This is a genomic window from Phaeodactylibacter luteus (assembly GCF_007993045.1).
GTDB lineage: Bacteria > Bacteroidota > Bacteroidia > Chitinophagales > Saprospiraceae > Phaeodactylibacter > Phaeodactylibacter luteus.
The window spans coordinates 87,076-111,717 of the sequence record NZ_VOOR01000017.1 but is presented as its reverse complement, the minus strand read 5'-3'; the positions used below and the strand labels follow the sequence as shown (position 1 = coordinate 111,717).

The 24,642-nt window shown below is 54.2% G+C and carries 19 protein-coding genes and 1 tRNA gene; 6 read left to right on the top strand and 14 right to left on the bottom strand.

The features are described from left to right. The coding region (locus FRY97_RS10080; protein WP_211356841.1) for a zinc ribbon domain-containing protein at positions 1 to 210 on the top strand (210 nt) is incomplete at its 5' end. Positions 211 to 489: 279 nt separating this feature from the next. Beyond that, the gene (locus tag FRY97_RS10075) at positions 490 to 6,594 is read left to right on the top strand and encodes a cadherin-like domain-containing protein (RefSeq protein ID WP_147167387.1); all 6,105 of its coding nucleotides are present in this window, start codon (positions 490 to 492) and stop codon (positions 6,592 to 6,594) included. Positions 6,595 to 7,155: 561 nt separating this feature from the next. Here the strand turns inward: FRY97_RS10075 and FRY97_RS10070 are convergent. Then, the gene (locus FRY97_RS10070) at positions 7,156 to 8,310 is read right to left on the bottom strand and encodes an NAD(P)/FAD-dependent oxidoreductase (protein ID WP_147167386.1); all 1,155 of its coding nucleotides are present in this window, start codon (positions 8,308 to 8,310) and stop codon (positions 7,156 to 7,158) included. Positions 8,311 to 8,387: 77 nt separating this feature from the next. On the opposite strand from FRY97_RS10070, the gene FRY97_RS10065 reads away from it, so the two are divergent. Further along, positions 8,388 to 8,828: a DUF4293 domain-containing protein gene (locus FRY97_RS10065; RefSeq protein ID WP_147167385.1), complete on the top strand. Its 441-nt coding sequence runs from the start codon at positions 8,388 to 8,390 to the stop codon at positions 8,826 to 8,828. 96 nt (positions 8,829 to 8,924) lie between these two features. On the opposite strand, the gene FRY97_RS10060 is transcribed toward FRY97_RS10065, so the two are convergent. From FRY97_RS10060 to FRY97_RS10035, 6 genes are all read right to left on the bottom strand, one after another. Next, complete coding sequence (locus FRY97_RS10060) at positions 8,925 to 9,401, bottom strand: ExbD/TolR family protein (RefSeq protein WP_147167384.1); 477 nt, start codon at positions 9,399 to 9,401, stop codon at positions 8,925 to 8,927. 118 nt (positions 9,402 to 9,519) lie between these two features. Then, positions 9,520 to 10,074, bottom strand: a complete 555-nt coding sequence (locus tag FRY97_RS10055) for an ExbD/TolR family protein (RefSeq protein WP_147167383.1) — start codon at positions 10,072 to 10,074, stop codon at positions 9,520 to 9,522. Between the two features lie 6 nt (positions 10,075 to 10,080). Further along, on the bottom strand, positions 10,081 to 10,566 hold the full coding sequence (locus FRY97_RS10050; protein ID WP_147167382.1) for a hypothetical protein: 486 nt from the start codon (positions 10,564 to 10,566) through the stop codon (positions 10,081 to 10,083). 15 nt (positions 10,567 to 10,581) lie between these two features. Continuing rightward, on the bottom strand, positions 10,582 to 11,442 hold the full coding sequence (locus tag FRY97_RS10045; RefSeq protein ID WP_147167381.1) for a MotA/TolQ/ExbB proton channel family protein: 861 nt from the start codon (positions 11,440 to 11,442) through the stop codon (positions 10,582 to 10,584). 150 nt (positions 11,443 to 11,592) lie between these two features. Further along, positions 11,593 to 11,680: transfer RNA gene (locus tag FRY97_RS10040), tRNA-Ser, on the bottom strand. A 138-nt stretch (positions 11,681 to 11,818) separates the two neighbouring features. Beyond that, positions 11,819 to 12,628 (bottom strand): TatD family hydrolase, encoded by an 810-nt coding sequence (locus FRY97_RS10035; RefSeq protein ID WP_147167380.1) that lies wholly within the window; start codon positions 12,626 to 12,628, stop codon positions 11,819 to 11,821. Positions 12,629 to 13,043: 415 nt separating this feature from the next. Here FRY97_RS10035 and FRY97_RS10030 point away from each other — a divergent pair, with 415 nt between their 5' ends. Continuing rightward, positions 13,044 to 13,676 carry a ribonuclease H1 domain-containing protein gene (locus FRY97_RS10030; RefSeq protein ID WP_147167379.1) on the top strand — a complete coding sequence of 211 codons (633 nt, stop codon included), beginning with the start codon at positions 13,044 to 13,046 and terminating at the stop codon, positions 13,674 to 13,676. 2 nt (positions 13,677 to 13,678) lie between these two features. Here FRY97_RS10030 and def read toward each other — a convergent pair whose 3' ends face one another. The 3 genes from def to FRY97_RS10015 form a co-directional block, all read right to left on the bottom strand. Then, positions 13,679 to 14,233, bottom strand: a complete 555-nt coding sequence (gene def, locus FRY97_RS10025; RefSeq protein ID WP_147167378.1) for a peptide deformylase — start codon at positions 14,231 to 14,233, stop codon at positions 13,679 to 13,681. Continuing rightward, positions 14,234 to 14,653: a Holliday junction resolvase RuvX gene (gene ruvX / locus FRY97_RS10020; RefSeq protein WP_147167377.1), complete on the bottom strand. Its 420-nt coding sequence runs from the start codon at positions 14,651 to 14,653 to the stop codon at positions 14,234 to 14,236. Between the two features lie 88 nt (positions 14,654 to 14,741). Further along, positions 14,742 to 16,553 carry an ABC transporter ATP-binding protein gene (locus FRY97_RS10015; RefSeq protein WP_147167376.1) on the bottom strand — a complete coding sequence of 604 codons (1,812 nt, stop codon included), beginning with the start codon at positions 16,551 to 16,553 and terminating at the stop codon, positions 14,742 to 14,744. Positions 16,554 to 16,796: 243 nt separating this feature from the next. Between FRY97_RS10015 and FRY97_RS10010 the strand changes: the two genes are divergently transcribed. Both FRY97_RS10010 and FRY97_RS10005 read left to right on the top strand, forming a co-directional pair. Then, positions 16,797 to 18,707, top strand: a complete 1,911-nt coding sequence (locus tag FRY97_RS10010) for an AAA domain-containing protein (protein ID WP_147167375.1) — start codon at positions 16,797 to 16,799, stop codon at positions 18,705 to 18,707. A gap of 255 nt (positions 18,708 to 18,962) precedes the next feature. Continuing rightward, on the top strand, positions 18,963 to 19,277 hold the full coding sequence (locus FRY97_RS10005) for an ArsR/SmtB family transcription factor (RefSeq protein ID WP_147167374.1): 315 nt from the start codon (positions 18,963 to 18,965) through the stop codon (positions 19,275 to 19,277). Positions 19,278 to 19,666: 389 nt separating this feature from the next. On the opposite strand, the gene FRY97_RS10000 is transcribed toward FRY97_RS10005, so the two are convergent. The 4 genes from FRY97_RS10000 to FRY97_RS09985 form a co-directional block, all read right to left on the bottom strand. Further along, positions 19,667 to 20,386 (bottom strand): lipoprotein signal peptidase, encoded by a 720-nt coding sequence (locus FRY97_RS10000; RefSeq protein WP_147167373.1) that lies wholly within the window; start codon positions 20,384 to 20,386, stop codon positions 19,667 to 19,669. Positions 20,387 to 21,213: 827 nt separating this feature from the next. Beyond that, entirely contained in the window at positions 21,214 to 21,585 is a 372-nt protein-coding gene (locus FRY97_RS09995; protein WP_147167372.1) for a TraR/DksA family transcriptional regulator, read from the bottom strand. A gap of 176 nt (positions 21,586 to 21,761) precedes the next feature. After that, the gene (locus tag FRY97_RS09990) at positions 21,762 to 22,241 is read right to left on the bottom strand and encodes a hypothetical protein (RefSeq protein WP_147167371.1); all 480 of its coding nucleotides are present in this window, start codon (positions 22,239 to 22,241) and stop codon (positions 21,762 to 21,764) included. 28 nt (positions 22,242 to 22,269) lie between these two features. Further along, positions 22,270 to 24,624 (bottom strand): OmpA family protein, encoded by a 2,355-nt coding sequence (locus FRY97_RS09985; RefSeq protein ID WP_170254576.1) that lies wholly within the window; start codon positions 24,622 to 24,624, stop codon positions 22,270 to 22,272. Between the last annotated feature and the right edge of the window lie 18 nt (positions 24,625 to 24,642).

Genomic DNA, 24,642 nt, shown 5'->3' with positions numbered 1-24,642 from the left:
GTAAACGCCTGCGACAATTTGGCTTACCCCCACTGGAACGATAAACAAGTGGTTAAGATCAATCGCTTTTGCCCATCAAGCAAGACTTGTAATGTGTGCGGATGGATAAATCAAGATTTAAACCTTTCAGTTCGAAAATGGCCTTGTAAAAATGGACATCACTTAGACAGAGATGAAAATGCAGCAAAGAACATATTGAACGAAGGATGAAAAACAATATCGGCTGAGACGGCTGATTACACGGGTGGAGACTTAAATCAGACTTCTTTCGAGAAGCACAGGTCTGTGAAAACTGAAGCCCATTTGTCGTTAGCAAATGGGTAGTTCACTTTGTACTGAATGATCTTTCTGCCAAATATTGCTCTTTGAAGGGAGAGCCGTACATTTACCCCATTCCTAAAAACAGCCCAGCCTGAGCCGGTGCTCCCCGATCCTGTCCCGAACCGATGTTAATTTTTTCTCAAGCGTTGTAAAACACTCCGTACTAATATGCGACAACTTCTACTTTTACTCCTGATGAATCTATGGCTGGCCAGTACCATCACTGCCCAGACCGCCCCCAAAACAACAAAGCGCCTACTCCCCCTCAGTACAGTCCCTGTACTGGCAATGCCTCCTCAGGACAATGGCCAGCTCTGGGAAGAAGAACTCGCCCGGCGCGACAGCAGCGTCATAGCCCCCCGCTACGCAGTCAATATCCCAGTTGAAGCAACGCCCGATACGCATGGGCAATGGGAAAGCACCCCTGAAGGCCTGCACTGGCGCCTAAGGGTAAAGTCTGCCGGAGCAAAGTCCCTAAACTTTGGCTTCGGTGAATACTACATGCCCCCAGGCGGGGAGCTGATGCTTTACACCCCCGACGAACGGGCCGTACGTGGGCCTTTCACCCCCGCCGACAACGAGGAGCACGATCAGCTTTGGACGCCCCTGCTGAGCGGAGACGATATCATCCTAGATGTAAAGCTCCCCCACGGCAGCCAGCATTTGCTTAGGCTCAAACTTACCTATGTCAACCACGCCTTCCAGGATTTCAATGCCCTCATTTCCGGCTCCTGCAACCTTGATGTCATCTGTGGAGCTGCCGATGGATGGGGCATTGTAGATGATCACCGCGACATCATACAGTCTGTGGCTGTCATTTCCACCGGGGGCGGCACCTTTTGTACGGGCTTCCTCGTCAATAATGTGGATAACGATTGTACGCCTTTTTTCATGACGGCCGACCACTGCAACATCAATGCCAACAACGCACCATCGTTGGTCACCTACTGGAACTTCCAGAATAGCACCTGCCGGCAGCCCAATACTCCCTCAAGCGGGGCAGGTGGAGACGGGCAGCTCAACGATTTCAATACAGGTTCTATTTTCCGGGCAGCCCGCGCTCAGTCCGACTTTGTGCTGGTAGAGCTCGATGACCCCATCTCCCCTACTGCCAATGCCTACCTCGCTGGCTGGGATGCCACAGGGGCCAATATCAGCAGCGCCATTGCAGTACACCACCCTAGCACTGATGAAAAAAGGATCAGCTTTGAAAACGACCCGCTCTCTTTCACGACCTATGGCGGCACCACTCCGATCCCCAACTATACCCACGTACGAGTGGCCGACTGGGATGTAGGCACTACTGAGGGGGGCTCATCAGGATCGCCCCTCTTTGACCAAGATGAGCGTGTAGTAGGACAGCTACATGGCGGAGGTGCCGCTTGTGGCAACAACGCCTCCGACTGGTATGGCGCCTTTGCGGTGTCTTGGGATCAGGGCTCCTCCCCCAGCTCTAGGCTCAAAGACTGGCTGGACCCCAGGAATACCGGCACTTTAGTTATCGATGGCCGATGGGCCAGCAGCTGTTCCTTCGCTTTATTCAGCGAACCAGCTGTACAGCAGGCTTGCCAAGGAGAAAATGTAACCTTTTCCATCAATAGCAGCAGCGGCTATACCGGCAACGCCACCCTTAGCCTGAATGGGCTGCCAGCTTCAAACTACCAGTTGAGCAGCACCTCTGTCGCTCCGGAAGGCTCCGTTTCCCTTACCATTTTCACCTCTACCCTTGCCCCTGGCAATTATGAGATCGAAGTCATTGCCGCCAACGATGGCAATACCACTTCGACTTTTATGACGCTCAACCTGCTCGCAGGAGCCGCCACTCCCCCTGTCCTCTCTGCTCCTGCCAATGGTGCAACGGGCATTTTCCCCAACCCACTGCTCACCTGGCAGGGGGACAATAGCGGGGCCACTTCTTACACGGTCCAAGTGGCCAGCGATGCGGGCTTCAGCAATATCTTGGAGACCGCAAATGTAAGCCTGCCTGCCTTTCAGCCTACAGTAGCCAATACGGCAAATACATCTTACTTCTGGCGAGTCCAAAGCAGTACTTTTTGCGGCAACAGCAGCTTCTCCAACGCCTTTTCCTTTAGCGTAGGGGACATCAGTTGTGCCCCCTATTCCAGCTCCTCTTCCACTACAATCAGTGCCTCCGGTACACCTACTATCTCGAACAGCATCAACATCAGTGAGGACTTTACCATAGGGGCCATTACAGTCAGCTTAGATATAAACCATTCTTATGTCGGAGATCTTGAAGCGGTACTCATCAGCCCCAGCGGGACAACCTTCACGCTCTTTGACCGCCCCGGCGTTCAGGGCGGTGGCTTTGGCTGCCCCGAAGACAACCTGCTCCTCTCTTTCAGCGCAACTGCCCTTGCCTCCGCCAATGAGCTGGAGAATACTTGCGAGTCAGGAGCTTACGCCATCGAAGGAGACTTCCAGCCCATCAGCAGTTTTGCAAGCCTGAGCGGGCAGAGCAGTCAGGGCGATTGGACCTTGCAAATCACAGATAATGCCGACCAGGACGGGGGGCTGCTGACGTCTTGGGGCATTACCTTTTGCTACACCAACCCTGGGGCGCCGCCCTTTGTCGTTACCAATCAAGGGCTGACGGTAGATTACGGGGGAGCCGCCGCCATCTCGAGCACGCTCCTCGAAGCTGACGATGATGAAAGCACAGCTAACAACATTTCTTACACCTTGTCTTCTGCGCCAGCTGAAGGGGAATTACGGCTCAACGGGCAGGCACTGAGCACTGGCCAGTCTTTCACTCAGGCACAGATCAACAGTGGCCAGCTCTCTTACCTTCACCTGAGCGGGAACACCGCTTTATCGGATGCTTTCACCTTTGACCTGTCCGATGAGGAGGGGCTGCTGCTGATTGGCAGTACTTTCAATATCACCATTCTCATTGACCCGCTAGCAGTTACTGCAGTGCAGGGCGCTCCCGTTAGCTGTAGTGGGGAGGCAGATGCCAGCCTGTCCGCTTCCGCAAATGGCGGCATTCCCCCTTACCAATATGCCATCAACAATGGCCCGTACCAAGCTGATGGCAATTTTAACGGTATCCCTGCTGGCAATTATAACATTATCGTACTTGACCAACTGGGGAATACGGCCAACGCTGTACTAGCCATTGAAGAACCGGATCCGATCTCCGCTTCCGCTCTGACCGATGGCATGGACATCACCGTCTCTGCTCAAGGAGGCACCCCGCCGTTCTCCTATCAGATCAATCAGGGGGAGCCGCAGAGCAGCCCCGTCTTTTCCGGCCTGCCTAACGGCGTTTACGACATTACCGTTTCCGACGACAATGGCTGCACCTTCAGCCTGCAGGCCACTGTCCTGACCAACACCCTCAGCATTACTGCGGATATCCTTTCCAATGTCTCCTGCTTTGGGGAGAGCGACGGCGCGGTACAAGCTTCCGCAAACGGCGGGACGCCGCCTCTGCTCTTCTCTATCGATGGCGAAAACTTCCAGGAGAGCCCCGTTTTCTCCGGCCTGCCCGCAGGATCATACACCATCACCGTGCAGGATGCCGACGGGTTCAGCGCAAGCAGCAGCACGCTCAGCCTAAGCCAGCCGGGCCCTCTACAGGCTTCCGCTCTGACCGATGGCATGGACATCACCGTCTCTGCTCAAGGAGGCACCCCGCCGTTCTCCTATCAGATCAATCAGGGGGAGCCGCAGAGCAGCCCCGTCTTTTCCGGCCTGCCTAACGGCGTTTACGACATTACCGTTTCCGACGACAACGGCTGCACCTTCAGCCTGCAGGCTACTGTCCTGGCCAACACACTCAGCATTACTGCAGAGATCCTTTCCAATGTCTCCTGCTTTGGGGAGAGCGACGGCGCGGTACAAGCTTCCGCAAACGGCGGGACGCCGCCTCTGCTCTTCTCTATCGATGGCGAAAACTTCCAGGAGAGCCCCGTTTTCTCCGGCCTGCCCGCAGGATCATACACCATCACCGTGCAGGACGCCGACGGGTTCAGCGCAAGCAGCAGCACGCTCAGCCTAAGCCAGCCGGGCCCTCTACAGGCTTCCGCTCTGACCGATGGCATGGACATCACCGTCTCTGCTCAAGGAGGCACCCCGCCGTTCTCCTATCAGATCAATCAGGGGGAGCCGCAGAGCAGCCCCGTCTTTTCCGGCCTGCCTAACGGCGTTTACGACATTACCGTTTCCGACGACAACGGCTGCACCTTCAGCCTGCAGGCTACTGTCCTGGCCAACACACTCAGCATTACTGCAGAGATCCTTTCCAATGTCTCCTGCTTTGGGGAGAGCGACGGCGCGGTACAAGCTTCCGCAAACGGCGGGACGCCGCCTCTGCTCTTCTCTATCGATGGCGAAAACTTCCAGGAGAGCCCCGTTTTCTCCGGCCTGCCCGCAGGATCATACACCATCACCGTGCAGGACGCCGACGGGTTCAGCGCAAGCAGCAGCACGCTCAGCCTAAGCCAGCCGGGCCCTCTACAGGCTTCCGCTCTGACCGATGGCATGGACATCACCGTCTCTGCTCAAGGAGGCACCCCGCCGTTCTCCTATCAGATCAATCAGGGGGAGCCGCAGAGCAGCCCCGTCTTTTCCGGCCTGCCTAACGGCGTTTACGACATTACCGTTTCCGACGACAACGGCTGCACCTTCAGCCTGCAGGCTACTGTCCTGGCCAACACACTCAGCATTACTGCAGAGATCCTTTCCAATGTCTCCTGCTTTGGGGAGAGCGACGGCGCGGTACAAGCTTCCGCAAACGGCGGGACGCCCCCTCTGCTCTTCTCTATCGACGGCGAAAACTTCCAGGAGAGCCCCGTCTTCTCCGGCCTGCCCGCAGGATCATACACCATCACCGTGCAGGACGCCGACGGGTTCAGCGCAAGCAGCAGCACGCTCAGCCTAAGCCAGCCGGACCCTCTACAAGCTTCCGCTCTGACCGATGGCATGGACATCACCGTCTCTGCTCAGGGAGGCACCCCGCCGTTCTCCTATCAGATCAATCAGGGGGAGCTGCAGAGCAGCCCTGTCTTTTCCGGCCTGCCTAACGGCGTTTACGACATTACCGTTTCCGACGACAACGGCTGCACCTTCAGCCTGCAGGCTACTGTCCTGGCCAACACCCTCAGCATTACCGCAGAGATCCTTTCCAATGTCTCCTGCTTCGGGGGGAGCGACGGCGCGGTACAAGCTTCCGCAAACGGCGGGACACCCCCTCTGCTCTTCTCTATCGACGGCGAAAACTTCCAGGAGAGCCCCGTTTTCTCCGGCCTGCCCGCAGGATCATACACCATCACCGTGCAGGACGCCGACGGGTTCAGCGCAAGCAGCAGCACGCTCAGCCTAAGCCAGCCGGACGTACTCGGGGCTATGGTAGAGGCAGATGGGAACAGCCTTGGGGTAACTGCGAGCGGAGGCACCCCGCCCTACACCTATCAAGTTGATGGCGGAATTCCTCAAACATCCCCCATATTCCCTGGGCTGGAGAACGGCTTCTACGAAATCACTGTAATTGACAGCAACGGCTGCCTATTCACGACCGAGGCCACCCTCATAAGCGTACCGCTTAGTGCGGACATCAGCCTTGGTGCGGGAATCAGCTGTGCCGGAGCCGCCGATGGCGTCATCAGCATTGAAGGGGCAGGTGGCATCCCTCCTTATACCTACAGTGTAGATGGAAGCAATTACCAAGACAGCGGTCTATTCGAAGGGCTGCCCGCTGGCGAATATGAGCTACAGGTACAGGATGCGACCGGCACCATATTCAGCAGCAATTTCACCCTGAGCGAACCTGCGCCCCTTGGGGCTGCCCTAAGCCTTATGGGCGATACCCTGACCGTAACGCCGGAAGGGGGCACTCCTCCATTCAGCTACAGCTTAAACGGAGCTGCCTTCCAGACAGATAATGTTTACCCAGGCATCGCTACCGGAGGTTACGCCGTGAGCATCTTGGACGGTAATGGCTGTGCTTTCGACACTACGGCCAACTTAGTAGACCTTCCAGTGCATCCAAAAGCAGATTGGGACCTTTCTTTATACCCTAACCCTGGGAAAGGGGTTTTTACGGTAGAACTGAACCAGATCACCGGAACATGGCTAGAAGCTGAGGTTTTCAATATGCTTGGGCAGCGGGTATGGCATGAACGGGTCCGCAAGAACAGTATACAGGCCAAGTGGGCTTTCCATCTAGGCCAGCTGCCGGCCGGCACTTACAGGTTTATGCTGAGCGACGGATCGGCTAGCCAAAGCTTACCATTGATAATTGTACGTTAAAGCCCTTATGGGCAAATGCGTTTCAGCGGGGCGTTCCATTTAGATGGGGCGCCCCGTTGTTGTTGGGCGTAAACCAAGATGCCGCAGTCATTTATACTTTTCGGGCTTTTACAGCTTGGCATTGGACTAGTGCCTTAAGCCATAAATCTCTGATACTTAAGTTGAAGTTATTTTCCGGCTAATCAAGGCGAAGGTTCGCGACTTTAGCCCAAGCTAAAGGAGCGGTTCTTTAACGAAGAGTAGGCGGAAAAGAACGAAACTTGGGGTGGCAAGGATTTATGGCTTGAGGCACTAGCGCTGCGGAGGGGGGCTAAGGCCAGACCCGACGCCCGTAGGGCGAGGGGCCGAGCGGATAGCGAGCCCCGCAGCATAGCGACCCCTGCCGTCCGGCGGGGGTAGGCCCCATCCCGTTGGGCAGGCTGGCCAGGCCCCCTCCTTGCGGTAGGGGCAGGCAAAAAAAAGCAATCTGGCTTGTGCCCTTGTTGTTTATGTATTGGAGTTGGCGGGCATTGCAGTCAAAGCAGCCCCTTCTCCAACCATACTGCCCGGTGCGCAGCAAGCCTACTGCTGACGGCCCATAATTAAAGCAGCCCCTGTTTCTCCAACCAAAGTGCCAATGGCGACGCCCATACCTCCAAGGCGGACCGCAAGCGCGACGTGGTCAGAAACCGGCCTGATAATGGGCGATTTATGGCTGCCCACCCCAAGAATACCGCTCCACCAATGATCAACAGCTACCTCCTGCCCCGGCAGGATGACCTCCCTTAGTAAATTCAACAGATAGCCTTGTATAAGGGGGGTGGTGCCAAAAGCAGTTGTCGTTTCACCCTCCGGATCGAGGTTGCGCCCGCCCCCGAGCAGTACCCGCCCATTGATATGGCGGAAGTACGTGTACCCCCGGTCGTAATGGAAGCCCCCTTTCCAGCTAAGCCCAGGTACTGGAGCAGTCACTAGCACTTGGTTGCGAGCCGGTTTCAAGTCAGCCTCGGGGACCAGCTGCCCGGCAAAAGCATTGGCCGCAAGCAGCACTTTCCCTGCTTGTATGTAAAACCCGCTTCGGGTCTGCAGCGCCACACCGCTGCCCGTGTCTGTAAGCTCAGTCACCTCTATACCAGGAAAGAACAAGACCCCAGCCTGCTGTGCTAATGCGATAAGCTGGCCCATAAGCTTCCCAGGGTTCAGCAATCCTTCCGCCTGATTGAAAATCAGCTGCTTTACTCCCGCAAAGCCGAAAGTACCGCCCACTTCTTGCCCTGTTCTAAGAAAAACCTCCTTATTGCCTGTGATGCGATGAAGCTCCTGATTGAAGCGGCTCAGATTGTCCATACAAGCTTCGTACAACCGGTGGTCTGCAGAGCGGAACAGCTCAAAGCCGCCAACCTGTTCGTACTGCAACGCCCGGTCACCAATGCGCTGCCGCAGCCGCCTTAGCCCTTCCCAGCGGTCGGCGACCAAATTCCACACCTCTTCTTCGGGCCTGCTGCCCAAATCATCAAGGAGTTCGGAAGCACTGCCAAAACAGGCAAAACCAGCATTCCTGGTACTTGCGCCTATCGGCAGCGGCCCTCTTTCTAGAACAACGATACGTGCAGCGGGCGAAATCTCCCGCGCCCTTAACGCGGCGCTCAAGCCTACTATCCCACCTCCGATAATGGCCAGGTCAATGCCCTTAAAGAAAGTTTCCAGTTCCCAGTAGCTGAGGGCGTATTGAGGCATAGCAAGAGTCATTTGCAGGTAAAGGCTAAATTAGGGGACAAGCCTTATCTTTGTGGCGAAATCAACGAATATACCATATGATACAACGTATTCAATCTGTTTTTCTATTCTTGGCGGGCGGTGCTTCGCTTGGCCTATTCGGCCTCCCATTTGCCAAAACGCCAGCGCCTATTGCAGAGTCTGCTATTTTCAGCGATGCGGTCTACAATCTTAATGACCAAGTAGGGCTGATGGCCATCTTCGGCTTAGCTGGAGCTGCTGCGCTGATCAGCATCTTCCTCTTCCGCAACCGGAAACTTCAGATGCGCCTAAGCCTGAGCGCGCTCATTCTGAACATTGGCGGGTTAGCATTTGCGGGGCTTTACTTGTCTGAGCAGCTTACAGAAGCTGGCAAAAATGCCATCCAAGACGCAGCAGGTATGTATTTGCCCCTGCTCGCCATCTTCTTCTGCTTCCTGGCCTATCGTTTTATCGGAAAAGATGAGAAGCTTGTCCGTTCAATGGACCGCCTCCGCTAAGTAAACAAAAGGGAAGGCTCAAAACGAGAAGCGCCTTTTACTGCTAAGAGCAATAAAAGGCGCTTTTATTTATACCAAGTAACAGCACTGCTAAAGCTAGTTTTTGGCGTTCGGATCTTTTTTAGCTGAATAATTTACTTTCAGCTGCCCCGATTTGCGGAGCTGAGTCTTTACATCGGTAACGATACCCATAGTAACCTCTCCATCCACACGCAGGGAAGACGTAATCTGTCCGTGGCGGGCTTCCGGCACTTTGATTTTGTGCTTTTCAAGGAAGAGCGGAATATCAGCAATAGTAGCAAACTTATCGCCCAGCTGCAGGCGTGGCTTGGTACCATAGATATTCTGGTATTTCTGAGTAGGGCGGCCGATATAGAGGTAATTGACCAATGACTTTTCTTCCAGCTTGGTCAGTTCAGACGCATAAGGCGTAGAAACTTTGACCATGAGCTCAGCATCACGGAGTACTGTTACAACCATGAAGAAGAACAGCAGCATGAAGATGATATCAGGAAGAGAAGCCGTGGAAATCGCCGGTTTAGACTTGCCCCTTTTTTTAGTGAACTTTGCCATAATCTATCATTTTTGACAGCCTTTGCACAGGCCGATCGTGAAGAATAAAGAGTGCTAAAGGTGAAGGGAGCGGGCATACAGAAGAGCACACCCGCCGGCCTGATGTCTTTTAGCGTTGTTATTCCTCACCGAATGAAGTAGGTTCAGCTTCCGAAAGTACGAAAGGGATTTCTTCCCGAATCGCTTTCCGGTAGGCGAACGGCATATCCTCTGAATAAGGCACGCCGTAATTGCGTTGGCTCAACTCATCCCAAAGCTCGCTATAAGCGGCTTTCAGCTCATTGTACACCCGCAGGTAAGCATCATAGCTTGTACCGCGGTCGTTTTTGAGCGAAATAATCGCTTTGGTTGGTTTTTCAGCCATTTCAGGGTCTTGGTACGGATTGCTGATGAAGACCTTTGCGCGCTCGCGCAGCTCTTCTACCCGAGCAGGCTCGCCCCGTACAAGTAGCTGATCCTGTGCATTTACCAGAACTGAGAATACGTTACGCTGCTTCAGCTTGGTCACATCGGGCTCTTCCTCCGACCAGGGTGGAAGCTTGACCGTGATCCCTTTATCTTCTACGATCGTTGTTGTAACGAGGAAGAAGATGAGCAGCAGGAAGGCAATATCAGCCATAGAGCCTGCATTGATCTCGTTGGTCATCCGATCTCTGGTGCTCGTTTTTGCCATAATGCCTTATTTGAAGAGGTTAGAAATCTCAGAAATGACAAAGGCAGCTGCCGCAAGAATGACGAGGATAACAGTAGTTGAAATACCCCCTGAGATAAACTTCAGGTTGCCTTCAGTAAATACTGCACCGCCTTGTTCGAACTTATCAATTGCGCCCTGAATGTAAGGGGACACATTGGTGTCGGTCATAGAATAGGAGACGAAAAAGATAACCAACAGCGCCACAAAACCCAGGATGCCCTTCATAGAGCTTTTGAAGCTAGTCGCTACCTGGACCAAGCCAAACAGCACCATGGCGATTGCAGCAACGATGGACAGTGCGATTGCACCATAAAGCCCAAAGTCGAAAATCGTGGTTTCTGCTTGCTTCTCTTCCGCCATCGCTGTGAATTCTCCCATATTAGAGACCACAGAGATTAGGAAGATCGCGGTTATCACAACTCCTAAACCGAAGGCCAGTGTCTGGCCATTTTTGGTTAAGAATTTATACATAATGGTTGGTTTCTCTTACTTCTTGAAAATGTTGTTTGCTGCCATGATGTCTACCAGTGCGATAGAAGCATCTTCCATTTTGTTGACGATGCCGTCAATCTTAGAAACGATGTAGTTGTAGAAAATCTGCAAGATAATCGCTGTGATCAGACCGAATACCGTTGTCAGAAGGGCAACTTTGATACCACCAGCAACAACTGAAGGAGAAAGGTCACCTACCGCTTCGATGCGGTCGAATGCCTGAATCATACCAATTACCGTACCCATGAAACCAAGCATAGGTGCGATGGCAATGAAAAGAGAAATCCAAACCAGGCCACGCTCGAGCAAGCCCATTTGTACGCTACCGTAGGAAACGATTGCTTTTTCAACCGCCTCTGCACCGTCGTCAGCATTTTTCAGCCCTTCGTAAAGGATGCTAGCTGTTGGGCCTTGAGTTGACTTGCAAACCTCCATAGCGCCTTGAACATCGCCAGACTTCAGGTGGTCGTCAATACGAGCCAGCAGCTTATCTGTGTTGGTCGTTGCGATGTTAAGCGTAATGATACGCTCGATACAGAAAGCCAGGCCAAGGATCAAACAAACGAGTACGAAGCTCATGAAGCGCCAGTCACCGTCGATGAAGTACTTCTTCAGTACCTGATAGCCGCTTTGGTCCTCAGCCATTTCTTCTGCACTGCCAGCATCAGCTGCCGGTGCTTCCGGTTGCATAGGCTCGACCTCAGCTTCTGCCGCCGTTGTCGTGTCTTCTGCAGTGTCTTCCATTTGCTCAGTAGCCTCGCCTTCAGCTTCTGCTCCGCTGTCTTGTGCGTACACGAAGTTGCCTGAGGTAACTGCCATGCCAAGAATGAGCAGCAGTGCTATTAATTTTCGCATAGTCAATAAGGTTTTACGATTGTTTTTTAAAAGTTAGTCAAACCATGAGTTGAAGGCAGGCAAAATGGCAGGAACAGTATAAAAAACAGGGTTAGGCCAGTTTTTTCCTGCTAACAGCCTATCACCGGCCGATAATCTGAAAGTCATTAGCGGAGAGAGAGGGATTCGAACCCTCGATACCCTGTTAGGATATACACGCTTTCCAGGCGTGCCTCTTCAGCCACTCGAGCACCTCTCCTTTAATTCTGTCGCTATGGCCCAGACCTTTTATCCGGGCAGCTCACGAGCAAATATAGTTATTCAGAACCTTTTGCCAATATCGAGCCTCACAAAAATTGCAAAAAGATCATATTCCACAAAATACTTTTTGGGGCCGCTAGCTCTTAATGCCCGGCAAGACAGCCCCTTCTGGCAGCCGCTCAGTATTGAAAATGGTTTCTGCATTTTCGGTCGTTGCCCGGGCCACTGCCTCTAGGCTTACGCCCAAAACCTCTGCCACCTTCTCCGCTATAATACGGATGTATGCGCTCTCGTTGCGCTTCCCGCGGTATGGTGCAGGGCTCAGGTAAGGGGCGTCTGTCTCCAGCACCAGGCTGCTTAAAGGCAGCTGAGCTACCACCTTGTCGAGCCCTCCATTCTTGAAAGTCACTACCCCGCCTATGCCCAGCAGGAAACCAAGCGCTATAATCCGGTTGGCTTCTTCCAAGCTGCCTGTAAAACAATGGAAAATCCCACGAAGCCGGCTATCTTGTTCCTCCTCCAGGATCGCCAACACTTCCTCCGTGGCATCGCGGGAGTGGATGACAATAGGGATATCCAAAGCTTTCGCCCAGCGTATCTGCTGACGGAACGCATCCTGCTGCTGACGGAAAAAGGACTTATCCCAATAAAGGTCTAGCCCGATTTCGCCCACCGCGCAAAAAGGGCGGCTGCTCAGCCAATGCTCCACTTCGGCCAGCTCTTCCAGATAACCTTCCTGAACAGAGCACGGGTGCAGCCCCATCATCGCAAAGCACTGCCCGGGGTAGCTTTCTTCCAACTGCAACATGCCCGCGATAGAGGCCCGGTCGATATTTGGAAGAAAGAAACGGTCTATGCCATTGTCTAGCGCTCGCTGCATCATCTCCGCCCGGTCGGCATCAAACTTGCCTGCGTATAAGTGTGCGTGCGTATCTATCAGCCTCATATCCCTTTTTTCCGTTTCAAAATGCTGCGCGAAGATAACAGATTTCTGCTGCTCTCCTACCTCCATAACCAAGAAGAGGTGCGGATATGCCACCGCTCCTGCTTAGCCTTTAAGCGCTTATTTGGATGGGTTTAGTTGTAAAAGCCAAGCATTTATGCCTTCCTGCTGTAACTGCATAGCCGCAGGGTTCTGGCGAAGCTGCTAAATTTTAGCCTAGCATCTCTTAGTGCGGAAGCCAGGCAAAGCATCGATTGGCAGCAGGAACGAGCTGCAAATATGCTCTAAGATTCATCTACTTGTGTTTTTGGTGTATGCGGGGAAAAGGATTGAGGCACTTACCGGTATGGGATTGCCTGGAATTCGGGCTCGTGCCTTACCTTAGCGGCCAATTAACTCCGCTCTGTAAAAACTGCACATGGCAAAAAAAAGCAAATTCTATACCGTTTGGGAGGGGAGCACTCCCGGCGTTTACAGCACTTGGGCAGCGTGCCAAGCGCAGATCAAGGGCTACCCTAACGCCCGTTACAAATCTTTCCCCACCAAAGAGGAAGCAGAAGCCGCCTTCCGCGGCAGTTTTGCCGACCACATCGGGCAGGGCAGCACTAAGCCTAAGTCATCAAAACCAAGCCTGACGCCGCGCAGCGAAATCATATGGGACAGCATCAGCGTTGATGCGGCCTGTAGCGGCAACCCTGGCATAATGGAATACCAAGGGGTTGGCACCAAAGACAAAAGCCAGATCTTCCACAAAAAATTCAGCCTGGGCACCAATAATATCGGAGAGTTCTTGGCCATCGTACATGCCTTAGCCCTGCTCAAGCAACAGGGCGCCAATACGCCTATTTATACAGACTCTAAGATCGCAATGGGGTGGGTGCGGAAAAAAAAGGCCAATACCAAATTGGTGAAGAACCCAAAAACTGCAATACTGCATGAGCTCATCGCCCGCGCAGAGCATTGGCTGCAGCACAACACCTACCCCAACCGCATCCTCAAATGGGATACCGACAGCTGGGGCGAAATCCCGGCCGACTTTGGGCGCAAGTAGCCTTACGGCAAAAACTTCATCTTGTAGCCCGCTTGGACCTTGCCCTTCCTAATGTTGTCCAGCTTGCGCTTAACAAGCCGTTTCTTAATGGGCTTCAAGTGCTCCGTGAAAAGGATGCCATCGATATGGTCGTACTCATGCTGGATCACGCGTGCGTTGAAGCCCGTGAACACCTCCTCATGGGCATTGAAAGCCTCGTCCATATACCGTAGCCGGATCTGGGCGGGGCGCTCTACCTCGCCCCTTACATCAGGTATGCTCAGGCAGCCTTCCTCATAAGGCCAGACCTCGCCCCCTTCTTCTACCTTGTGGGCATTGATGAATACCTTCTTTATCCCTTCCCCTTCTTTGTCCTCCCGCTTGATCTGCTCGGTATCCACCAGAAAAAGCCGTATAGACTTGCCAATCTGAGGCGCGGCCAGCCCAACCCCTTCAGCGTAGTACATCGTTTCCCACATATCCGCTATAAGCTGTGCGAGCTCGGGGTAGCCTGCATCAATATCCCGGGCCTCCTTCTTGAGCACGGGCTGCCCGTATGCATAAATCGGTAAGAGCATCTATTGTCCTAAGTTTGAATCCATATAATCCCGCAGGATGATCACAGCGCTGATTTTATCGACCAGCCCCTTATCCTGCCGTTTTTTCTTCTTAGCCCCGCTTTGCCGGATGGCGGCCTTGGCCTCTTCCGAAGTAAAGCGCTCGTCCTGCATTGCGATCCTGACCCCCGGGAAGAGCTTCCCCAGCTTGCGGGCCAGCCCTACAACAAAGTGGTGGATCTGAGCCGGGTTCCCGTCTGGATAGAGGGGCTCCCCTATTACAATGGCCTCCACCTCCTCCGTTTCCATATAGGCCTTTAAGTAGGCCTCGAGCTCATGGGTGGGGACCGTTGCCAGCCCCGTGGGGATAATCTGCAGGGGGTCGGTTACCGCCAGCCCCGTCCGTTTGGTCCCATAATCAATCGCTAATATCCTAGCCAATGTTTTCAATTTAGGCTGCAAAGGTACTGCAGCGATCAGGTATTTGCACTATCTAGAGGGAGTTTCCGCAATTTGCCCCTTCCGGCCCTTACTCATAACCTTGAGCCTGTAGCTTGAACAGCTCGGCATATTTACCGTCTTTGGCGAGCAGCTCTTCGTGGCTGCCCAGCTCCAGCAGCTGCCCGTTCTCCAGAAAAAGGATCCGGTCTGCCATACGTACAGTGGAAAAGCGGTGCGAAATGATGACCGCCGACTTCCCGTCGATCAGCTCTGCGAACCTCAAGAACACTTCATGCTCTGCACGGGCGTCGAGGGCAGCGGTCGGCTCGTCCAAAATCAGCAGTTGCGCATCGCGCATATAGGCCCGGGCCAAAGCTATTTTTTGCCATTGCCCGCCGCTGAGGTCAATGCCCCCGGCAAAGCGCTTGCCCAACAACTGCCGATAACGCTCCGGCAGCGTATCGACCACCGTATCTGCAAGGCTCTTCTGAGCCGCCTGCTCGATAACGGATGCTTCTTCCAGCTGGCTGATGTTGCCAATAGCGATGTTCTCTCCAGCTTGCAGCTGAAAGCGGATGTAGTCTTGGAAAATGATGCCGATCTGGTTGCGCAGCTCCTGCAGCCCAAACGAACGGATATCTTTCCCGTCTATCAATATACGGCCCTCCGTGGGCTCGTAAAGCCGGGCCAGCAATTTGACCAGGGTGGTCTTGCCAGCCCCGTTTTCTCCTACCAAGGCCAGTTTCTCCCCTGCTCCAAGATGGAAGGATAGCCCCCGTATAGCCCAGCGCTCGCTGCCAGGGTAACGAAAGCCGACATCCTCAAAGGTAAAACCTTCACGGATGGGCTGGGGGAAGGGCTCAGGCTCTGCCGGCGAGGTGATCTGAGGGCTGATCGCCAAGAAGTCAAACAGGTCCTGCAAGTACAAAGCGCCCTGCGCAATTTTGGAAAACCGGTTCATCACCCCCTGCAGCATACCCCGCATCCGCTGAAAGGAGCCCGCCAAAAACGTCAAAGTGCCCAAAGTGATCATGCCGCCCACTGCCTGTAGTATGATGTAGACATAGGCTCCATAGTAAGATAAAGTGCCCAACGCGGACAGGGCGCTGCCCCACAGCGCACGGCGCACGGCTATGCCGCGGTTGGCCTGATAATAGCGTGTGGACAGGTCCGCAAAACGCCTTGCGATAAAACCCGACAGGTTGAATATCTTGACCTCCTTCGCCGTTTGGTCACTGGCACCGATATAACGAAGGTAATCGAGCTCCCTGCGCTCGGGCGTCCAGCTCCGGGTAAGGGAATAAGTGCGCTGATTGAAGTGGGTCTCCCCTAGGAAAGAGGGGATGACGGCGACAACCAGCAACAAGATCAGCCAAGGGCTGAATGCGATCAAGCCGCCGGCCAGGAAGAGCAGCGTGACCATATCCTGCAGTTGTGCAAGCACCTGTGACATCAGCACCGTCCGGCCAGTCGTCTGCCGGCGTGCCCTTTCCAGTTTATCGTAAAAGCCGGCGTCCTCAAACTGGTAAAGGTCTAGCCGGGCAGCATGCTCGATGAGGCGGACGGAAGTTTCGTTAGCAAACAAATCGCCCAGCAGGCTGTCCAATAAGGTAATGCCCCGGTTCATTAGATCGGAAAGTATGGCCAAACCCAGCTCTATGCCGACCAGCAGCCAAAGGTAATCCATGCCGCCGCTGCCTTCCATCAGGCGCAGCACCTCGTCTATGATCTCCTTGCCCACCCAAAGGGTTGCCAAGGGTATGGCCGACTTGAAAAGCCGCAGTGCCACATTGCCTAAAGCCATAACAGGGCTCGCCTGCCAGATCAGCCTAAAAAACGGGATCAGGTTGTGCAGTGCACTGAACTGCTCCCGGAAACCTTGTTTGTCCTTTTTCTCCATACCTGTGTTGAGGAGCGCTTTCCTCCGCGCCCAGTGATAACCATTGCCCGGCCCCTACGGTTGCCAGCACTTCCTGAGTCTTAACACTTGATGCACTTAGTAGTTGCCTCCCATGCCGAGCGGCTGTCAGGGCTGCTGCACACGTCCATTTCATACCGGTGCCGCAAAATTATGAATGAGGAGCAGCTAAACCCTTTACCTTAGCGGTCGTTTAATGGACTTCATGCAAACAATCCTGACACTATGCCTTCACCAACCGAAGAGCTGCAACAGCTCGCCGCCCTACTGCAGCTCGAAAAAGAAGAAGACCTGGAACAATTCAAACAGCGCGTACAGCGGCTTCCGCTCACGGAGCGCAAAGAGAAAGGCTATGCCTGGTACCCTGTGCAGGTCATCAAATCAGGCTACACCTACGGTGAGCGGGCTTACGTGACCATAGAACGGGATGTGCCCCAAGACAGCCACCACCACTTCAGGGCGGGCATGGTCGTCAATTTTTTCAGCCAGCAGCCAGGGCTGAAACGGCCGGAGCGCACCGGCGTGGTCAACTTCGTCAACAAAAACCGCATGCAGATCATCCTGAACAGCAAAGACCTGCCAGAGTGGATGAAGCTGGGGCTTGTAGGGGTAGACCTCCTCTTCGACGAACGCACCTACCAAGAAATGGAAAAAGCCCTTAAACAAGCGATGAATGCCAAAGGGGACCGCTTGGCTGAACTCCGGGACATCCTCTTGGGCGTACGCCCCACCCAAAACACCTCATTGGCGCACACTTATCTCCCCAGCCAGCTCAACCCCTCCCAGCAGGCTGCCGTCAATGACATCCTCTCTGCCAGAGATATTGCTGTCGTACATGGCCCTCCAGGTACCGGGAAGACCACCACCCTTGTACAAGCAGTGAAACAATTGGCTCAGCAGGAACACAATATCCTCGTCACTGCCCCTAGCAATACTGCCGTAGACCTCCTCGTGGAGCGCCTGTCCGCCGAAGGGCTCAATGTCACGCGCATTGGCAATATCTCTAGGGTAGACGAGCAAGTTATCCGGCATACGCTGGAAATGAAAATCAGCGATCACCCCGACAGTAAAAACATCAAGAAGATCAAGATACAAGCGGCAGAGGCCCGGCGGAAGGCTCAAAAGTTCAAGCGGAAATTTGGGCATGAAGAACGGGCAGAGCGCCACCGCCTTTTCCAGGAAGCCCGCGAGCTCTCTGCCTGGGGCAGGCAAATGGAAGACCGGCTGATTGAGCAAATCCTCGACGGCTCACAAGTCATTGCCGCAACCTTGGTCGGCACAGCTAATGACGTCATCAGCCGGCGCAAGTTCCGCACCGTCTTTATCGATGAGGCAGCCCAAGCCCTTGAGCCCGCTACATGGATACCCATTGCACGGGCCTCCCGCGTCATTTTCACCGGCGACCCCTTCCAGCTGCCCCCCACCGTCAAATCGCGGAAAGCTGAAAAAGAAGGGCTCAACATCACGCTCATCGAAAAGCTCCTGAAACGGCTGCCACAAGTGAGCCTGCTCAATGTGCAATACCGCATGAACGACGCCATCATGGCTTTCTCCAATCAGGCTTTTTACGAGGGCAAACTGACGGCTGCCCCGGGCGTAGGGGGGCAGCGCGTACCTCTCCTCCCTGACGACCCCATCATTTTCATCGATACAGCAGGCTGCGGGTTTGACGAAAAAATGCACCCCATGTACAAGAGCCGCTACAACCCCGAGGAGTTCCTCATCCTCCGTGAGCACCTCTACCAGCTGATCAAGGCAAAACCGGAGGGGTATGAGCCTAGCATCGCCATCATTTCGCCCTACCGGGAGCAAGTCGAACATATGCAGCAAATGATCGAAGAAGACGAGGGCTTGCAAGCCCTCGATATGACCGTCAACACCATCGACGGTTTCCAGGGGCAGGAGCGGGACATCGTCTTCATCTCCCTTGTACGGTCCAACCCCAAAGGGGAAATTGGGTTCCTGAACGACTACCGGCGGATGAACGTGGCCATCACCCGGGCCAGACAGCAGTTGATTATTGTAGGGGACAGCGCCACTGTGGGGGCAGATGAGTTTTACAGCCGTTTCCTTTCCTTCTGCGAGGAAGAAGGGGGCTACCAAAGTGCTTGGGCTTATCTCCAAACCCCTGACTAACCTTGGCTTTTAGCCACACCAAAACAGGGAACGGTAGCTTTTTTAAAGAAAACGGTAGTTTTTTAAAGGAAAAGGTTGTTTAAGATAACAAAAAATCCCATATTTGTGAATGTAAGATATGGGGAAAGATGCTGTTGTGTCCTTCCACACCCTACAAAAAGCAACTGTCCAACTTAAAATGGGCCGTCCAAATGGGCTGCTACCAACTTCAACACTTTTGCCCCCAAACATTTAGCACAGTCCAAACAACCTACTATGAAAAAAACAAATGTAAGCGTAAACGACGAGCGCCTTCAGGTTTCTTCCGAAGTGCTCCGCGCCATTGCTCACCCGCTCCGCATGCAAATCCTTGAGTTCATCGACCGCAACAGTGAAATCAATGTCAATAAAATTTATGGCACGCTAGGGCTTGAGCAGTCTATCACTTCACAGCACCTGCGCATCCTCCGCACAGCCGGCCTCGTCGACACTGAACGAGACGGCAAGTATATCCACTACAGCCTCAATTACGATAAGATCGGCGGCACCATAGAGGCTATCAGACGGTTCTTGGAGCAAGATCGCGTCTAATTAGAAAGCATAATAGAGAAAACACACTGGATTACTAAGGAAGGCTGTCCTTCTGCATTGGCTGAAGGCAGCTTTTTTTATTGCTGCCAACAGGGAGGTAACTAAGCGGCCATTCTCCCCCATTCCTGATGGTACAGGGGCCTGCCCCTGCCTCGCGGCAGGGAGCCGCTATGCTACGGGGCTCGCTCTTCGCTCGGCCCTGCCGGGCTTCCCACCCCTTCGCAGCGCTAGGCCGATGCCCGAGCAGCCTATAACGGTTACGAAATTCTGGTTTGTGACACTCCGGCAGCAAGGCAGCTGCCTCGGTTCTTTGCTAGGCTGCCACAGTCAGGCCCAGCGCATCAGCCTGCGCCCATTTGCACACAACCACAGCACCATCAGGCTACAGGCTACGGCTCAGGGTTCGCAGGTACGCCTTGCCCAGGCCGGTTCTCTTCCCGCCCAATATCCTCCTCCCTGCCCGCTGCTGCCGTAGGAGCCACTTCCACCTGCTGATCTTCCTGATGGAAAAAACTGCGCTGAAACAGCAGTATATAGATCACCCCTGTAGAAATAGCCGCATCAGCAATGTTGAAGACTGGCTTGAAGAACATGATGTGCTCACCCCCCCAAATAGGGACCCAATCGGGCAGATAGGTATTCACCAATGGGAAATAGAACATATCCACTACCTTCCCATGCAAAAAGCTCGAATAGCCCCCCCCTTCCGGGAAAAGCTCTGCCAGCCCTCCGTGATAGGGAGACTCAGAGAAAATGATGCCATAAAAAGCACTGTCAAGTATATTGCCCATAGCCCCAGCGAGAATGAGCGCGAAACCGATAAGCACACCGGAGGATACTCCCCCACGGATCAGCGTCCTCAGGTAGTAAATCAGAAAAGCAACGGCGATGATACGGAAAACACTAAGCGCCAGTTTGCCATAAGCCCCGCCCAAAGTCATGCCAAATGCCATGCCGTTATTCTCCACGAAATGTATCAAGGCCCAGTCCAGTCCCAGAAGGCTGAACTCCTCTCCATATTCCATGTGGGTTTTTACCCAAATCTTCAGGGCCTGATCTGCCACGAGGACAGCCAGCACAATGAATGTTATCAGCAGTGATTTTTTCAACTTTCTAACCTTTTTTGGCAAGCAATTGGGGTGAACACCTCGGCCCGCTCCCCTTTGCGGCACTGCTGCAGGGGAATCAAGGCTCGGCTATTATTAACGTAGCGGGCAGGCCCAGGGTTGTGCGCAAAGCTACAAAATACCTGCTACCTCTCTCCACCTGCCACCGTATAAGAAGCAGGCTTATCCTGCATTTGCCTGCCCTTCCCAGCGCAAGTGGCACCCCGGCACGAAGGGCCGGATCAGCAACGATCAGCCCTATTGTTTTTCTGCGAGAGGCGGGCCTAAGCTTACCGCTGCGCCCTGACGCTACAAAAAAGCCATTGATGAAGCCAAGCAGCCAAAATGTTCTAGCCAAAACACTGCCCCCGCATCGGCTATTGCTGATACGGGGGCAGTGGCTGCTGAGCGCTTTTCTGGAGCGGTTTCGTCATGAAAACCAAGGACTTATGTCCGCCTGCCATACCAGTATGGCCTTGGCTAAGCCGCTAAATTTGAGTTTGGCAGGCCAAATAAAAAATCAGCGAAAGAGCCAAGCTCATAAATGGTTGATTTACAACAAAAAAACATGCACTAAGCAAGTACAGGGCGCAAAAGGCCTACAGGCCAATCCTATGGGCGTGAACCAAAATGTCGCAGGCGTTTATGCTTTTGGGGCACTAGCCTGGCATTGGCCTAGCGCTGCGAAGGGGCGGCAGGCCTGATAAGGCCGAGCGGATAGCGAGCCCCGTAGCATAGCGGCACCTGCCATCGGGCAGGGGCAGGCCCCTATCACATTGTGCGGGGGCAGGCAAAAACGACAATCTGGTTTGCGCCCAACCCTATCATGCTCAGCGGTTTTGCTTAGCTTCAATGCTGAGGGTAGCATGAGGCACTGCACGCAGCCGCTCTTTGGCTATCAATTTGCCAGTGACACGGCATACGCCGTACACCTTATTTTGGATACGGATGAGCGCATTCTCCAAGTGCTGAATCAGCTTCCGCTGCCTTGCGGCCATATTGGTCAGCCGCTCATTCTCAGCGGTCCCTATGCCGTCGTCAAGCCCTTTTACTTTGGCATCCGGGTTGTCTGCCATATCAGAAAGCTGATCAAGGTAGAAGCTCAGCTCGCGCTGCGCTTTGTCCAGTTTCTTCTGGATCAGGATACGAAACTCCTCCAATTCTTCGTCAGAGTAACGGGTTTTTACGAGATTTTCATTCATAGCGACATTTGATTTGACCAGACTAATCCATGCCAGCTCCCCGGCACGAGGAGCGCCGTGCACGTTTATTTCTCAAAAAGCTGCCGCAAAAATACAAATTCACCCCTTCATTTCCCAGCGTATTATAAAATTTGCAAAAAGGGGCCCCATACAGGAAAAACAACTCATGCAAGGGTTCATTCCGTCAAGCCGTCAACTACCGTTTTCAGACAGACAAAAAGCGCTTCTTGGCCTTCCCGGCTGACCAACTGCTGTTCGTCTTCCTCGTCTTGTGTCAGAGCATCTTCAATGAAAGCCAATAGGTCCTCCTGCCGGGCCCCCTCAAAGAAGGGGTCCAACCTAGCGCGGAAAGTCCCCCCCTTGTTGCCGTGCAGGACATTCCAGTTGTCCTCTTCCAATTCGCTCAGCCGCTGCTCGTCCACATCAGCCAATGCTGTGCCGGACTCCTTCACTGCCGTCCAGATGACCAAGAGCAGGTAAAGGAAATATTCACGCTCTTGAGCGGTGAAGGCCTCAAAGCTTTCAGAGAACCCGTAAGCGAGCAAAACCGGAGACGCTTCCTTTAGTGCCTCTAGTGCTTGCGCAAAGGCAGCTTCATCCTGTAGTTTAGCTGCTGCTGCTTCTATGAGGTCTTCCGGAATAAATGGGGCGGCCATATTGTTGCTTTATGATGGTGAGTGAAGTCTATTCAACTGCAATGATACGAAGCTCCACCCGTTCTGCCGCCCCCTCCCGGGCAGGAAATGCTTTGCCATACCCCCTAACTTTCAGCCGCTGCTCTGAGATACCGTTGCCCACCAGATAATTCCGGATAGCGGTTGCCCGCTCCTCGGTCAGTTGCAAAGCTTTGGCGTAAGAATAGCTGTCCCCCACATGAGCGCCCACTTCCACGGCCAGCCCTTCGTGCTCATTGAGGAAGGCAAGAACGCGCTTGAGCTCATGGTAAGCAGGAGCTGTCAGCAAGCTGCTGCCAGGCTGGAAGGCAACACTATTGAGCGGGATGTTCCGCCCCAGCTCAGCAGGAATGAGCAGCAGGTCCTGATCCACCTCGACAGGGGCAGGAGGTGCTCCTGCCGGCAGCACCAAAGGGGCTACGGTTTCCTCTGCAGGGCTTTCCTGCAGCCTTTTTTCTACTAGCCGGTCGAGTTTTTCCTGTACAGCCGTCCGCTCCAGCTTTTTAGCCTGGTACTGAGCTTTAGCCTGCATCCGCTTTTCCACTTCTGTCCGGAGCTCAGTGCGCAGTGCGGCTTCAACATCTGGCCGCATAGCGGTTTTCAAGTCCGCCTGCAGGTCTTTTTCCCAACCCGTCAGGCTATCATCAGGCTCTGGGGCCCCACCTTTGGCTGCCCATTCCCTGGCTGGGGCCCGCTGAGCATTCAGCCCTTCCCGGATCTGCTGTTGCAGTGCTTTGGTTTTTTGCTCCAGCTGCAACTGCTCCGCTTCGCTGAGCACTGGCACCCGGCTTACCTCAACCTCCAAGGGCACCTCTCTGCTCAAGGCTTGTGCTACCTCGGGGGCCAGCTCTGCCTCTAGCTCTTCCTGGGCTTTTGCCTTCAGCTCTTCAAAAGTTGGCGGCTCCTCCCACATGTGCCGCTCGCCTGAGGCCATCTCCTCTTGTGCTTCTTGTGTAGCTTTTTCATGCGTGTAATACCGGCGGAAGCGGGCTTTCATATCCTCCAGCTCACGGCGCGAGGCTGCCTCCTCATCGTAGCCATCATCAGGCAGCGTATCGCGCACTGGCGCTGCATGCAAGACCATATAATTGAACCGGTGCTGCAGGGCTTCTATTTCCGGGTCGGAAAGATCAATAGCAGGCCCTTTATGCTGTGCAGCAGCAGCCTTCTGCCGCCATTCGGCCTGCATAGCAATCAGCTCCTCGTCCAAGTTGCGGAGGTGAAGCTGCAAAGCGCGGATCTGCTCATCGGCCCCACCTGCTACCGAAAAACTGCCCGCCCCCGCATCGGCAGAGGCCATGGCCGCCCCAACCGGCTGGCTTACGGCAAAGAACCCAGGGACATCAGCACGCAGTGCCCTTTCGGCCCCAGCCGGTACCACTACCTGGAAAGAGCCATCCGCAGCCGTCTCAAACCGATGTACCGTTTGCCCGGCGTAGGGGTCTTCAATTCGCACAGGTGCAGGCAGCGCACCAGGGCTGCCCGCCACTGCCACCCGCCCTTTTACCAGGATAGCCGGTTCCGGCAGCAGCTCCTCAGGCAAAACTGCGGTAAAGATGTCTGCATCCTCCCCCACTGGGCGACGGGAGAAATAGGCTGGCACTCCAGATACCGGGAGGGAAACCTGCAACTCATCCGCATCTGTATTTACAGCTGGCCCTAGGTTTACAGGGGTGCTCCACCGCTGCCAGCTGTCATCTATGCGGCGAGATACATATAAGTCAAAGCCTCCTTGCCCACCGCCACGGTTGCTTGCAAAATAAAGGGTTTTACGATCGGCAGCCAGAAAAGGGGACTGCTCATCGGCGGTGGTATTCAATGTAGCGCCCAACGGCTGTATCTCTTGCCACTGCCCGTCGCCCCTGGAAATAGCGAATACCAGATCGCTGCGGTTGGGCCCTGCTTCCCGGGCAAAAACCCGGGCTCGGCCATCGGCGCTCTGTGCGGCTGCCTGAAAACGGACAGACTGCCCTTCGCCGGTGGGCTGCCAGAAGCGCCCGCCCTTTTCAAAAACCAACAAGCGCTGCGAGGAGGGGCGCAACACCGCCATGTGGGCAGCCCCAGGGCCCGACCAAGCCGGATAATCTGCAGCGGGCGAATTCACAGGTGCCCCCACATTAACGGCCTTAGACCAAGTTGCATCGCCAGACTGATAAGCCGCCCATATGTCGGGCTGATTATCTGTGCCACGGTTTTGAGGGTGCCCGGCGCGGGCAAAAAATAAAGTATTGCCATCAGCAGAGATGACCGGGCAAGACTCGTCGTACGGGGTATTGACTGCTTCGGAGACCGTCACTTGGGCTGTGGCGAGCCAAGGCCAGGCACAGCACAGGAAAAAGAAGGGGAAGATTTGTTTTTTCATCATTGTCATTCAGGTTGGGCC